The sequence below is a fragment of the Microbispora sp. ZYX-F-249 genome, from assembly GCF_039649665.1.
GTDB classification, from domain to species: Bacteria; Actinomycetota; Actinomycetes; order Streptosporangiales; family Streptosporangiaceae; genus Microbispora; species Microbispora maris.
Map to the genome: position 1 here is coordinate 168,563 of NZ_JBDJAW010000003.1, position 12,443 is coordinate 181,005.

Annotated in this window: 11 protein-coding genes, 3 tRNA genes and 1 pseudogene; 9 read left to right on the forward strand and 6 right to left on the reverse strand. The window is 71.0% G+C overall.

The window, feature by feature from the left end:
* Positions 1 to 12: 12 nt before the first annotated feature.
* The 3 genes from AAH991_RS05205 to AAH991_RS05215 all read right to left on the reverse strand — a co-directional run bounded on the left by AAH991_RS05205 (position 13) and on the right by AAH991_RS05215 (position 3,428).
* Positions 13 to 1,692: a heparinase II/III family protein gene (locus AAH991_RS05205; protein ID WP_346224590.1), complete on the reverse strand. Its 1,680-nt coding sequence runs from the start codon at positions 1,690 to 1,692 to the stop codon at positions 13 to 15.
* A gap of 116 nt (positions 1,693 to 1,808) precedes the next feature.
* Complete coding sequence (locus AAH991_RS05210) at positions 1,809 to 2,411, reverse strand: cysteine hydrolase family protein (protein WP_346224591.1); 603 nt, start codon at positions 2,409 to 2,411, stop codon at positions 1,809 to 1,811.
* 45 nt (positions 2,412 to 2,456) lie between these two features.
* On the reverse strand, positions 2,457 to 3,428 hold the full coding sequence (locus AAH991_RS05215) for a GlxA family transcriptional regulator (RefSeq protein ID WP_346224592.1): 972 nt from the start codon (positions 3,426 to 3,428) through the stop codon (positions 2,457 to 2,459).
* A gap of 111 nt (positions 3,429 to 3,539) precedes the next feature.
* On the opposite strand from AAH991_RS05215, the gene AAH991_RS05220 reads away from it, so the two are divergent.
* The gene (locus tag AAH991_RS05220; RefSeq protein WP_346224593.1) at positions 3,540 to 4,139 is read left to right on the forward strand and encodes an HD domain-containing protein; all 600 of its coding nucleotides are present in this window, start codon (positions 3,540 to 3,542) and stop codon (positions 4,137 to 4,139) included.
* 81 nt (positions 4,140 to 4,220) lie between these two features.
* On the opposite strand, the gene AAH991_RS05225 is transcribed toward AAH991_RS05220, so the two are convergent.
* Positions 4,221 to 4,601 carry an antibiotic biosynthesis monooxygenase family protein gene (locus tag AAH991_RS05225; protein WP_346224594.1) on the reverse strand — a complete coding sequence of 127 codons (381 nt, stop codon included), beginning with the start codon at positions 4,599 to 4,601 and terminating at the stop codon, positions 4,221 to 4,223.
* 82 nt (positions 4,602 to 4,683) lie between these two features.
* On the opposite strand from AAH991_RS05225, the gene AAH991_RS05230 reads away from it, so the two are divergent.
* Positions 4,684 to 5,454, forward strand: coding sequence for a fumarylacetoacetate hydrolase family protein (locus tag AAH991_RS05230; RefSeq protein WP_169984206.1), 771 nt, complete (start codon positions 4,684 to 4,686; stop codon positions 5,452 to 5,454).
* Positions 5,447 to 6,820, forward strand: a complete 1,374-nt coding sequence (gene gltX, locus AAH991_RS05235) for a glutamate--tRNA ligase (RefSeq protein ID WP_346224595.1) — start codon at positions 5,447 to 5,449, stop codon at positions 6,818 to 6,820. Before AAH991_RS05230 ends, gltX begins: the two co-directional genes overlap by 8 nt.
* A 95-nt stretch (positions 6,821 to 6,915) precedes the next feature.
* Here gltX and AAH991_RS05240 read toward each other — a convergent pair whose 3' ends face one another.
* Positions 6,916 to 8,898, reverse strand: a complete 1,983-nt coding sequence (locus tag AAH991_RS05240) for a M3 family metallopeptidase (protein WP_346224596.1) — start codon at positions 8,896 to 8,898, stop codon at positions 6,916 to 6,918.
* Between the two features lie 229 nt (positions 8,899 to 9,127).
* Here AAH991_RS05240 and AAH991_RS05245 point away from each other — a divergent pair.
* From AAH991_RS05245 to AAH991_RS05270, 6 genes and pseudogenes are all read left to right on the forward strand, one after another.
* Positions 9,128 to 9,199: transfer RNA gene (locus AAH991_RS05245), tRNA-Gln, on the forward strand.
* A gap of 49 nt (positions 9,200 to 9,248) precedes the next feature.
* A tRNA-Glu gene (locus AAH991_RS05250) sits at positions 9,249 to 9,321 on the forward strand.
* Positions 9,322 to 9,334: 13 nt separating this feature from the next.
* Positions 9,335 to 9,407, forward strand: a tRNA-Glu gene (locus AAH991_RS05255).
* Between the two features lie 167 nt (positions 9,408 to 9,574).
* The gene (locus AAH991_RS05260; RefSeq protein WP_346224597.1) at positions 9,575 to 10,459 is read left to right on the forward strand and encodes an alpha/beta fold hydrolase; all 885 of its coding nucleotides are present in this window, start codon (positions 9,575 to 9,577) and stop codon (positions 10,457 to 10,459) included.
* Entirely contained in the window at positions 10,456 to 11,100 is a 645-nt protein-coding gene (locus AAH991_RS05265) for a TetR/AcrR family transcriptional regulator C-terminal domain-containing protein (RefSeq protein ID WP_346224598.1), read from the forward strand. Before AAH991_RS05260 ends, AAH991_RS05265 begins: the two co-directional genes overlap by 4 nt.
* A 137-nt stretch (positions 11,101 to 11,237) precedes the next feature.
* Positions 11,238 to 11,624: pseudogene (locus AAH991_RS05270) on the forward strand (ester cyclase); the annotation flags it as partial.
* On the opposite strand, the gene AAH991_RS05275 reads toward AAH991_RS05270, so the two are convergent.
* Positions 11,621 to 12,343 (reverse strand): MgtC/SapB family protein, encoded by a 723-nt coding sequence (locus AAH991_RS05275; RefSeq protein WP_428833941.1) that lies wholly within the window; start codon positions 12,341 to 12,343, stop codon positions 11,621 to 11,623. The pseudogene AAH991_RS05270 and the gene AAH991_RS05275 sit on opposite strands and share 4 nt — an antisense overlap.
* Positions 12,344 to 12,443: the final 100 nt, after the last annotated feature.

The window sequence follows — 12,443 nt, forward strand, 5'->3', positions numbered from 1 at the left end:
CCAGGTCGTGAGCTACGACAGCGTGCCGGAGGAGCTCGCGCGCAGCGTGACCGATCCGGCCGGGGTGTGGACGATCAGCGTGCGTCCTGAACAGCTGACCTCCGGCCGGTCGGTTCCCGGAACCACCACGGTCAGCAACGACTTCGCCACGGGTGAGACGATCGCCGGGGCCGGCTCCTTGCGCATGTAGCCCGGCGAGACCCAGCCCTGGTAGGGCGAGGTCTGCCCGCTCACCACCCGCTGGCCGCCGACGGCCTTGCAGGACGGCATCGCCAGCTGGACGATCGACGCCTTCCATCCGCCGTCGGCCACCACGATCCGCCCGCCCGAGTTGGAGACGACCTTCAGCCCGGGGGCGAGGTGCCACAGGTTGCGGAGCTTCCCGCCGCCGCTGTCGAGCACCGCCATCACGTCCTCGTGATGGTTGACCAGCACCGACCGCTTGCGCTGCACGCCGTACGCCCTGTCGGTGAAGGTGAACGACTGCCGGTCCCCGCGCACGGATTCGCCCACCAGCGCGGTGGGAGTGTGCCCGCGGAACTTCCTGCCCACGATCACCGGCACGTTGTGGGCCTCCGGGCTCAGCGTCCACCGCCGGTACGGCGTGTTCTCGTAGGAGTGGAAGCCCGCCTCGGTGAGGATCGAGCGGCCCTGGGCGTAGTAGGTGACGCCCATGTGGTCCTCGTGGCCGTGGAACTTCAGCGCGGGCCCGAAGCGGATCGAGTAGTAGGCCGACTTGGGGTCGTCCCAGGCCGTGCGGCCGAAGACGTACCCCGCGTCGAAGACCTGCACGGTCGACTTGGCGTGGTCGAAGGCGGCCGGCTGGACGTCGGCGGGCCCGTCGCCGATCGGCACCATGTAGCCGTTGGGCTGGGTGGCGGCGCTGATGTGGCGCGGCAGGCTCTCCCAGCGGGTGGCCAGCGCCGCCGGGACCTTCATCCCGCAGTCCTTGATCGTGTCGACCGCCACCCTGAGCCGGTCGTGCACGTAGATGGCGTAGCGCGGCGCCTGCTCGCGCAGCGCGCCCTGCCCGTCGATGTCGAGCTTCATCGACTTGACCATGCGGCTCACCGCGAGGTTCTTCCACTTCGGGTTCCCGTAGCGGCAGCCGATGCGCAGCAGGCCGATGTCCTGGTCGAGCCCGTGGTTGTGGCCGAGCTCGTAATTCTCGGGGTCCGACAGCAGTTTGGCGTGCAGGGCCAGGCTGTTCTTCAGCCAGCCGGCCTTCACGTACCTGCTCAGGCAGACCAGTGCCGGGGCGCGCAGCGCGATCGGGTGCTCGGCCCAGGCGTACCTGCTGGTCGTGCGCCCGCCGTACGGGTTGTCGGCGACCCAGTCCTTGGCGATCTCCTCGGCCCGGCTGAGGTAGTCCTTCTCGCCGGTCGACTCGTAGTCGGCCACGAGCCGGCCCATCCACCGCAGCGACTGGAACACCATCTGCCAGGACCTGTTCCTGTACGGGTCCATGCGCCAGTCGACGTTCTTGCCCACCGTGACCGCGGGGAGGCCGAGGAAGGACAGCTTGCCGCTCATGACGTCGCCGGAGGTGGGGGTCGCGGGCAGCCAGTCCCCCTGGCACTCCGGCGTGCGGTGCGGAGCCCGCGCCTGGGCGGGCGCGGCCACGGCGAGCGCGGTCAGCGCGGTCAGCGGGAGGGCCGCGGACAGGGAGAGGGCTGAGAGGCGGCGGAGCACGCCGATTCCTTCCGAGATCGAATTGGGGCGGCTCATGCTGTCCGAATTCTGACGATCTGGTCAAGTCGCTCTGGTCACAACTACACAACTGCTTACAAATGGTGTGCCGTGTCCGGTCAGGCGCGGGCGGGCGCGGTGCTCTCCCAGATGCTCGGACGGGGGAGCGGGACTCCGGCCGCCACCGCGTCGATCCACTCGCCGGTGGTGGTCACCGCGGCGAAGTTCGACTGCATGACGACCAGGACGTTCTCGTGCACCTGCCGCGCGGACAGTGCTCCGGCGGCGTTCGCCAGCGGCACGGTCCCGGTGGCGTCGGACAGGAACTCGACCGCGAAGCCGAGATGGAAGGCGTCCCTGGCGGTCGACTCGTCGCAGTTCTGGGTCATGTAGCCCGCGATCGCGACCGTGTCGATCCCGTCGAGCCTCCCGGCCAGGCCGGTCTCGTGGAAGGCCGACGCCTTGGTCTTGTCCACCAGGTGGGCGTACGGCCGGGCCGCGACCTCCTCGCGCAGTTCCCGGCCGTGCGAGCCCTCCGCGAACAGCGGTGAGGCGGCGGGGGCGGTGTGCCGCACCACGATGACCGGGATGCCGTGGCGCTCCGCGGCGTCCATCGCCCGCAGGATCGCCGCCAGGCTCTCCTCCCGGGGCGGATGGGCGATGGGCAGGTTGCCGGTGAAGTACTCGTTCTGGACGTCGATGACGATCAGTGCTCGGTTCATGGATCCGAGGGTGGCGTGGCCGGCCGTACGGGGGTGAGAGCGGCTTCAGCCATCCACCGAGGGATTCCGGCCGAACGACTGGCGGTAGGCGGCGGGGGAGAGGCCGACCAGCCGCCGGAAGTGCGGGCGCAGCGCGACCGCGGAGGCGAAGCCGCAGCGCCGGGCGACCTGCTCGACCGGCAGGTCGCTCGTCTCCAGCAGTCGCTGCGCCCGCAGCACCCGCTGGTGCAGCAGCCAGCGGGCCGGGGAGGTGCCCGTGGCCTCCCGGAACCGCCGGTCGAACGTGCGGCGGCTCATGAGCGCGCGGGCCGCCAGCGCGTCCGCGCCGAGCGGCCGGTCGAGGTGGCGCACCGCCCAGTCCAGTGTCGCGCCCAGCGGGTCGCCCGCGACGTGGTCCGGCACGGGATGCTCCACGAACTGGGCCTGGCCGCCCGCCCGGTGAGGCGCGACGACCATCCGGCGGGCGATCGCGGCCGCGGCGTCCGCGCCGAACTCCCTGCGCACCAGGTGCAGGCACAGGTCGATGCCGCCCGCGCTGCCCGCGCTGGTGAGGATCCTGCCCTCGTCCACGTAGAGGTCGTCCGCGCGCACCGACACGTCCGGGTGGAGGCGGGCGAGCAGCCCGGCGTACGCCCAGTGGGTGCTCGCGGTCCGGTTCCCCAGCAGCCCCGCGCCGGCCAGCACGAACGTGCCCAGGCACAGCCCCGCGACGATCGCGCCGCGCTCGTACGCGGCCCGCAGCGCGTCCAGGGCGGGAGCGGGCGGCGGCTCGTCCGGCGGACGGCGGTAGGTCGGCACGATCACCAGGTCGGATTCCGCCACCGCGTCCAGCCCGTGCGGCGTCGCCAGGCGCACCCCGGCGTTCGTCCGCACCTCGGAGCCGCCGTCCCCGCCGATCACCCGTACGTCGAAGGACGGCAGCCCGGGCCGCTCCTCCCCGAAGACCGAGATCGGCACGGCGGACTCGAACATCGGGGTCCGGTCGAACAGCACGACCGCCACCCGGTGGAACGTCATGGGCGGAATGCTATTGCGCGGCAGGGCGGAGCCCGTCCGTGGCCTGAATCCTGCGGGAAGTGGCCGTGCGGCCGCTCGCGTCCCACCGGCCCGCCCTGCCAGTCTGGGGCCATGCCGGCTCCGATTCCCGAGACGTTCCCGCAGACCACCGCCGCGGCGGCCGCGCTGGCCGTCGCCACCAGGTTCTGCTCGCCCGCGCTGCTCAACCACTCGATCAGGTCGTACCTGTGGGGCGCCGGGTACGCCGGGGCGCACGGGATCGGCTTCGACGACGAGCTGTACTACGTGTCCTCCCTGCTTCACGACCTCGGCCTGACCGAGACCTTCGACAGCCACGAGGTGCCGGTCGAGGACGCGGGAGGACGCCTCGCCTGGGTCTTCTGCACCGCGGCCGGCTGGTCACCGGACAGATGCGCGCGGGCCGAGAAGATCATCGTGGTCCACATGCGCGATCCGGTCACCGCGGCCGAGGACCCCGAGTCGCACCTGCTGCAGGTGGCCACGTCGTGGGACGTGTCGGGGCGGCGGCCCGAGGAGTTCTCCGCGGACGACCGGGCCGCCGTGCTCGCCCGTTTCCCCCGGCTCGGCTTCGGTCAGGAGTTCCTCGCCGCCTTCGAGGAGCAGGCGCGGCGCAAGCCGGGCTGCGCCGCCGCCCACTCCGTCGCCGGCGGCATCGGCGGCCGGATCGCCGCGCACCCGCTCGACGCCTGACCCGGGCCGCCTCGATCCCGCACGGTCGCCGACCGGGCGCCGGGCCGGGCCGGCGGGGCGGCCCGGCGAGGCGACGCCTGCTCAGTCCTGCTTGGGCCCGGTGCTCTCCACGACCTCGAACGACCACAGCTCGGAGTCGGTCGCGGCCGGGCCCTGCCCGTGCCCATGACCCTGCCCATGACCCTGCCCGTGCCCGTGGCCCTGTGCGCCCGCCTCGGCGGCGGCCTGCGCGTGCCCCGACTGGAACGCCCGGCTCTCCTGCCAGCGCCGGAAGTCCTCCTCGCTGCGCCACCGCGTGTAGACGAGGTAGCGGTCGCTGCCCTCCACCGGCCGCAACAGCTCGAACCACTCGAACCCGTCGGCCGACTCGACCATCCCGGCCCGGTTGGCGAACCGCTTCTCCAGTTCGCGCCGCATCTCCTCGGGCACCGTCAGCACGTTGATCTTCACGACCGAAGGCACATCGACTCCCGTACGCTCGACTTCAGCTGATACCTGACCACCTTAAGTACGCCACCCTGGGATACCCCACTAGGCTCGTGACGTGCGTATCGCGAGGTTCTCGATGGGCGACCAGGTCGCCTTCGGCGTGGTGGAAGACGGCGGGCAGGTCATCGCCCGGATCGGCGGGCACCCCTTCCACGGGGTGGAGTTCACCGGTGAGCGGTTCCCGGTGGCCGAGGTCCGCCTGGTCGCCCCCATGTTGCCCAGCAAGATCATCGCTATCGGAAAGAACTACGCCGACCACGCCAGGGAGATGGGCGGCGAGCCCCCGGCGGAGCCGGTCGTGTTCCTCAAGCCCAACACCACCGTGATCGGTCCCTCGGAGGCGATCGCGTACCCGGCGAAGCTGTCGGAGCGGGTCGACTACGAAGGCGAGCTGGCCGTGGTGATCGGCCGGCTGTGCCGTGACGTCCCCGCCGAACGCGCGGGCGACGTCATCTTCGGCTACACCTGCGCCAACGACGTCACCGCGCGTGACCTGCAGGCCAGGGACGGCCAGTGGACCAGGGCCAAGGGCTTCGACACGTTCTGCCCGCTCGGTCCCTGGATCGAGACCGAGCTCGACCCGGCCGACCTGGCGATCACCACCACGCTCAACGGCGAGGTCAGGCAGAGCGCCCGCACCTCCCTCCTGCTGCACGACATCCCCGCGCTCGTCGCGTACGTGAGCGCGGTCATGACCCTGCTGCCCGGAGACGTCATCCTGACCGGCACGCCCGCCGGGGTGGGCCCGATGTCCGTGGGCGACGAGGTCGGCGTCTCCATCGAAGGAATCGGAACTCTCACTAACCGGGTGATCTCACGTGACTAGGGTGCGCTTCGCCCCTTCGCCCACCGGCATGTTCCACGTCGGCGGCGCCCGTTCGGCGCTGTTCAACTGGGCGATCGCCGAGCAGTCCGGCGGCACGTTCGTGCTGCGCATCGAGGACACGGACGCGGCACGCAACCGGCCCGAGTGGACCGAGGGCATCATCTCGGCCCTCGCCTGGATCGGCATCAACGGCGGCTCGCCGCGCTTCGAGGGGCCGTACTTCCAGTCCGCCTACGAGCAGCAGCACCGCGAGGCCGCGGCCAAGCTGCTCAAGGACGGCAAGGCCTACCACTGCACCTGCACGCGCGACGACGTGAAGGCCAGAACCGGCTCCGAGCACCAGGGCTACGACGGCCACTGCCGCGACCTCGGCCTGACCGAGGGCGCCGTGCGGTTCCGTACGCCCGACGAGGGTGTGACGGTCGTGGACGACAAGGTCCGCGGGCGGGTGGAGTTCCCCAACTCGGCGATGGAGGACTTCGTCATCGTCCGCGGGGACGGCTCGCCGCTGTTCATCCTCGCCAACGTCGTCGACGACATGGAGATGCGGATCGACCACGTGGTCCGCGCCGAGGAGCACCTGTCCAACACGCCCAAGCAGCAGCTCCTGTGGAAGGCGCTCGGGGCGGAGCCGCCGGTCTGGGCGCACGTGCCCGTGATCGTCAACGAGAAGCGGCAGAAGCTGTCCAAGCGCCGCGACAAGGTCGCCCTGGAGTCGTACCGCGACGAGGGCTATCTCGCCGAGGCGATGGTCAACTACCTCATGCTGCTCGGCTGGGGGCCCGGCGACGACCGGGAGATCATGCCGTGGTCGGAGATGATGCCGCTGTTCCGGCTCGAGGACGTGAACCAGGCGCCGGCCTTCTTCGACGAGAAGAAGCTGCGGGCCTTCAACGGCGAGTACATCCGGGCGCTGCCCCGCGAGGTGTTCGCCGCCCGCTGCGAGCCGTGGCTCGACCCGTCCTGGGACCGCTCGGTCTTCGCCCGCGTGGCCGACCTGGTGCAGACGCGGGTCGCCGTGCTGTCGGAGGTCACCGCCAACGTCGACTTCCTGTTCCTGGACGAGCCCGTCTTCGACCAGGCCTCCTGGGACAAGGCGATGAAGCCGGGGGCGGCCGAGATCCTGGCCGGGTACGCCGAGCGACTGGAGACGGTCAGCTGGGACCCCGACTCGCTCAAGACCGCCCTGGAGGAGGTCGGCCTCGCCCACGGGCTCAAGCTCGGCAAGGCGCAGGCGCCCGTCCGCGTGGCGATCACCGGCAGGACCGTGGGCCTGCCGCTGTTCGAGTCGATCGAGGTGCTCGGCCGCGAGCGCTCACTCGACCGGCTCCGTACGGCTCTCGCCCGGCTGTCCGAGGCTTCCTGACGCGTCAGGAAGCCCGACGGCGGGCGCGCAGAGGCGAGTGAGGGCGACGGCGCCGGGGAGTCCCCGAAAAGGGGTCCCCGGCGCCGTCCGCGTCTCTACAGGAGGCCGCGGCGGTCCAGCAGCGGGGTGATCTCCGGGTCCCGCCCCCGGAAGTCGCGGAACGCCGTCATCGAGTCCACGCTGCCGCCCCGCGACAGCAGGGCCCGGCGGAAGGTGTCGCCGTTCTCCCGGCGCAGCCCGCCGTTCTCGTTGAACCACTCGACGGTGTCGGCGTCGAGGACCTCGCTCCAGATGTAGGAGTAGTAGCCGGCGCTGTAGCCGCCCGCCCAGATATGGGCGAAATACGTGCTGCGGTAGCGCGGCGGGACGGCGGGCAGGTCCACCCCCGCCTCCCGCAGCGCCCGCTTCTCGAACTCCTCCACGTCCTCCTCGCCGTCGTACGCCGTGTGCCAGGCCCAGTCGAGCAGGGTGGCGGCGAGGTACTCCAGCGTGGCGAAGCCCTGGTTGAACTTCTGCGTCTCCAGCATCCGGTCGACGAGATCCTGCGGCATCGGCTCGCCCGTCTCGTGGTGCCTGGCGTACTCGGCCAGGATCTCCGGGTGGACCGCCCACATCTCGTTCACCTGGGAGGGGTACTCGACGAAGTCGCGCGGCACGGCGGTCCCGGAGAACCGGGGGTAGCGCACGTCGGAGAACAACCCGTGCAGCGCGTGCCCGAACTCGTGGAACATCGTGTTGACCTCGTCGAACGTCATGAGGGTCGGCTCGCCCTTGACGATGTTGAGGTTGTTGACCACGACCGGCCTGGTGCCCTCCAGGCCCGACTGCTTCACGAGGCTGTTCATCCACGCCCCGCCCCGCTTGGAGGCCCTGGCGTGGAAGTCGCCGAGGAACAGGCCCAGCGGGGAGCCGTCCTCGTCACGCACCTCGAAGACCCGCACCTCCGGGTGGTAGCCGTACAGGTCGGGGCGCTCGTGGAAGGTGACGCCGTACAGCCGGGTCGCCGCGTTGAAGACGCCCTTCTCCAAAACCGTGTTCAGCTCGAAGTACGGCCGCATGCGCCGGCTGTCGATGTCGTAGCGGGCCTTGCGCACCTTCTCGGAGTAGAACGCCCAGTCCCACGGCTGGATCGGGTGCCCGGCGATCTCCTCCAGGTCCGCCTGCTCCTTGCGCGCGTTCGCCACGGCCGGCGGCACGAGCCGGTCGAGCATCTCGGTGACCGCCCGGGTGGTGCCCGCCGTCTGGTCGGCCAGGACGTACTCCGCGTGGTTCTCGTAGCCGAGCAGCCGCGCGCGCTCCCGGCGCAGCACCGCCAACTCCTTGATCAGCTCCGCGTTGGCGGCGCCCCGCCCGACCGAGGCGCGGTGGATCCGCTCGCGCAGGGAGCGGTCGGTCAGCTCGGCCAGGGCCGGCTGGCCGGTGGGCAGGACCAGCGAGATCAGATACCTGCCGTCCAGCCCGCGTTCCCTGGCCTGGTCGGCGAGCGCCTCGATGGCGTCCTGCGACAGCCCGTCGAGTTCGGCCACGTCCTCGACCACCACGGCCCGCTCGTTGGTGTCGGCGAGCAGGTTCTGCTGGAAGGCCGTTCCCAGGGCCGACAGCCGTTCGTTGATCTCCCGCAGCCGGGCCTGGTCCTGCGGGCCCAGCGTGGCGCCCGCACGGGTGAAGTCGGTGAGGTAGCGCTTCAGCAGCCACCGCTGCTCGTCGTCGGCCGCCTCGACCGCCTGGATGCGGGCGAACAGCTTCGCGTTGAGGTGGATCGCGTCGGCGTGCTTGGCGAGCTTCGGCGTGACGTCCTTCTGGATCTCCTGTACGCCGGGCGTGGTGTCGGAGGACGCCTGGTTGAAGAACACCGCCGAGACCCGGTCGAGGAGAGCACCCGACTTCTCCAGCGCCTCGATCGTGTTCTCGAACGTCGGAGGGGCCGGGTTCTCCGCGATCGCCTCGACCTCCGCGATGTGCTCGGCCATGCCCTGCTCGAACGCCGGCGCGTAGTGCTCCTCCCCGATCTCCTGGAAGGGAGGCAGCCCGTAGGGCAGGGTGCTCGGACTGAGGAAGGGGTTCGCGGCCGAGGTCATCTCTGGCGGCTCCTCACGTGGTGCTGGCGTTTGTCCCAGCCTCGCACAGGAGCGCCACGCCCTTCCCCACAGGAGGACCGGACCCCTCTGACGGGAGGCTCGGACCCCTCGGAGCGAGGGATCGGATCACGAGATCAGGCGGCACGCCGCAATCGTTTTGGTAGTGGGTCGCAAGCTGGGCTATTCTTTCGGAGTCGCAAGCGGGAGCCGCGAGGCCCCCGCAAGCAGATGGGGTATGGGGTAATTGGCAGCCCGACGGATTCTGGCTCCGTTAGTCTAGGTTCGAGTCCTGGTACCCCAGCTGGATCCCCCCAAGGGATTCCGCTGGAAACAGCAAGTGCACAGTGCAAGGTCCCGTCGTCTAGTGGCCTAGGACGCCGCCCTCTCAAGGCGGTAACGGCGGTTCGAATCCGCTCGGGACTACTTCACTGCACACGGCTCCGTCGTCTAGTGGCCTAGGACGCCGCCCTCTCAAGGCGGTAGCGCCGGTTCGAATCCGGTCGGGGCTACATCATCGGGAACCCTCGGCACTCCCCGTGCCGGGGGTTTTCGTCGTTACGGGACGCCGCGCCCCGCTCATGGACAAATCCCTCTCTCGCAGTCGCCTCCCTAGACGGCCGCCTGCCGCCTGTCTACGCTGTAGACAGAATCTACGATGTAGAAACGAGGGGGTCGCATGCGGGAGTTCGTATCCGTGCCGGGTGCCAGGCTGTACACCGAACGGGCGGGGGAGGGGCCGGCGCTTCTGCTCATCTCGGGAGGGGGAGGCGACGCCGGCATGTACGAGGCGGTCGTCGCGCCGCTGTCCCGCCGCTTCACCGTCATCACCTACGACCGGCGGGGAAACTCGCGCAGCCGGCTCGCCGATCCCGCCGCGCCCACCTCGGTGGCCGAGCAGGCGGACGACGCCGTCGCCGTGCTCGGCCACCACGGCGTCGAGCGCGCGTACGTCTTCGGCAGCAGCGCCGGTGCGATCATCACGGTGGAGATGGTGGCGAGGCACGCGGACCGGCTGCTCGGGGCCGTCGCCCACGAGCCGCCGCTCGTGCAGATCATCCCGGGCGGCCCGGAGAGCGAGAGCATCCGCCGGCTTCAGGGCGTCGCCCGTAAGGGCCTGATGCGCGGCTGGGTGGCCTTCGCGACCATGACCATGCCCCGGACGCCCGCGTTCCTCCTGTCCCCGGCGGGGCGGCTCGTCGCCGCCGGGGCCCTTCGGGTGGGTACGGCCGTCCTTCCGGTCGTACGGCGGGTGCGGGGCGGGGAGCCCGGCGGCATGGAGCGTCTTCTCGGCAACACCCGGCGGCTGCTGCGGGTGGAGCTGCCCGCGTTCGTCGACGAGTACGAACCCGACCTGGCCGCGTTGCGCCGGGCTCCGGTGCCCTGGTGCACGGCCACCGGCCGGGACAGCGTCGGACGCCCCTACCATCGGCCCGCGCACGTCCTCGGCGAGCTGGTCGGCGTACGATGCGAGGAGTTCCCGGGAGGGCACGTCTCCTACCAGGAGACGCCCGACGAGTTCGTCCGCACGCTGACCGAGATCCTGGACGGTTTTTCGCCATGACCGACACGGGCGGCACGGTGGAGGGCAGGCCGGTGCGGCCGACCCTGAGCCACGCCTACATCGTCGCCGTCGCGCTCGCCCTCATCGACCGGGCGGGACTGGACAAGTTCTCGATGCGCAAGCTCGGCGCCGAGCTCGGCGTCGACGCCATGGCCGTCTACCGCTACTTCTCCGACCAGGAGGCGTTGTTCGACGGCATCGCCGAGGCGCTGTTCGACGAGCTCGACGTGGACTCCCTGCCGTGGGAGGCGTCGTGGCGCGAACTGGCCGCGGAGACGGCCCGCCGGATGCGGGACGCTCTGCTGCGGCACCCACACGCCGTGACGATCTTCGCGACCCGTCCCGTACGGTCGGCGGCGGCCATCTCCTGCGGCGACCGGGCCGTCGCCGTCCTGTGCGACGCCGGTTTCACACCGGTCCAGGCGGTCCAGGCGGTCCGGTGCCTCCAGGAGTTCACCGTGGGGCACGTGCTCGCCCTCACCGCCGCACAGCTGGGCGGGCTGCGGCGCAGCAGGAAGCCCGCTGCGGGCTCTCCCGGCTACAACCTCCTCGCGCTGGGCGCGGACGGGGCCGGGCGCGGCGACCACTTCGCAATGGGGCTGACGGCCCTTCTGGACGGCTTCGAGCGTCTTGTCGGCTGACCCGCCGGCGGTCCTCCACCCTCCCGCTGTGGGTGGCTCTCACATGGCGCCGCCTACGCTGGGAGGTGATGAGCAAGTGGGGGTGGTGAACGCGGTGACGAAGGCACGGGAGGTCATGGACCAGATGGGGCGTTGCTTTCGACGCCCACGACGCGGACGGCGCGATGCTGCTGTTCCATCCGGGGTGCGCGCTCGTGAGTCCCGAGGGCACGGCGGACGGACGTGAGGAGATCGCGTCGGTCGTGACGCGGTTCTTCACCGCCTTTCCGGACTACCACCGGTCGACCTGGCGGAAGATCGACGTCGGCGACTGCGCGGTGGACGAGGTCACGCTCACCGGCACCCACAAGGGCCCGCTGCTGCTGCCGGACGGCGAGGAGGCCGAGGCGACCGGGCGGCGCATCCTCGTGCGCTGCTGCGACCTCATCACCGTCCAGGACGGGCTCGTGGTCAGCTACCAGGTGTACTTCGACCAGTTGGAGCTGCTCGCGCAGCTCGGGCTCTACCCGCCGCCCGCCGCCTAGAAGTGCTGGGTGTCGGCGTCGCCGCAGGAGATGGTGAGCACACCCTCGATCTCGGCCAGCCTGCTCGTGAGGTCCCCCATCGAGCCGGGACCGTGGAGCAGCAGGGTGACCGTGACCGTGCCGGTGTCCCGGCCCAGGCCGGGCTGCTCGAGCGACAGCTCGTCGACCACGAAACGGCGGCCCGTGCACTCGGCCAGGGCCTGGCGCAGCACGCCCCGGCCGTCCAGGTACGACAGGCGCAGCCGCGACTGCGCATATCTCGAGCGGGGGAGCCGGGCCGCCAGCGGGGTGAGCCCCAGCATCACGACGAAGTTCCCGACCGTGGCCACGACGGCGAGCGGCCACAGGCCCGCCCCCGCGGCCATGCCGACTCCGGCGGTGAGCCACACGGCGGCGGCCGTGGTCAGCCCCTTGACCGCGTCACGGCGTACGAAGATCAGCCCGCCGCCGATGAAGCCGATGCCGGAGACGATCTGGGCGGCCACCCGGGACGGATCGAGCGACACGGAACCGCCGAGGACGTCGGAGAAACCGTGTTTGGACACGAGCATGAACAGCGCGGCGCCGAACCCCACGAGCGTGTGGGTGCGTAACCCGGCGCTCTTCTGCCGGATCTCCCGCTCGAGGCCGATGGCCGCCGACAGCACGAGCGCGATGACGAGGTCCACGGCCGGCTGCCACCACGCCACAGGGCTCACCATGAGTGAGATCGGCGTCACGCGACCAGACTAAGTCCGCAGGCCCGGGCCGGTCATCTCGCCGTGACCGTGGTGACGGCGAGGCCGGGACGGACACCGCCGTCCCGGCCCGGGCGGGGGA

What these genes read in the sequence shown, in the direction of transcription:
- AAH991_RS05210 (WP_346224591.1), bottom strand. Translation starts at nt 2,411, where the DNA reads ATGAACCGAGCACTGATCGTCATCGACGTCCAGAACGAGTACTTCACC.
- AAH991_RS05215 (WP_346224592.1), bottom strand. Translation starts at nt 3,428, where the DNA reads ATGACGTTCCACCGGGTGGCGGTCGTGCTGTTCGACCGGACCCCGATG.
- AAH991_RS05220 (WP_346224593.1), top strand. Translation starts at nt 3,540, where the DNA reads ATGCCGGCTCCGATTCCCGAGACGTTCCCGCAGACCACCGCCGCGGCG.
- AAH991_RS05240 (WP_346224596.1), bottom strand. Translation starts at nt 8,898, where the DNA reads ATGACCTCGGCCGCGAACCCCTTCCTCAGTCCGAGCACCCTGCCCTAC.
- AAH991_RS05260 (WP_346224597.1), top strand. Translation starts at nt 9,575, where the DNA reads ATGCGGGAGTTCGTATCCGTGCCGGGTGCCAGGCTGTACACCGAACGG.
- AAH991_RS05265 (WP_346224598.1), top strand. Translation starts at nt 10,456, where the DNA reads ATGACCGACACGGGCGGCACGGTGGAGGGCAGGCCGGTGCGGCCGACC.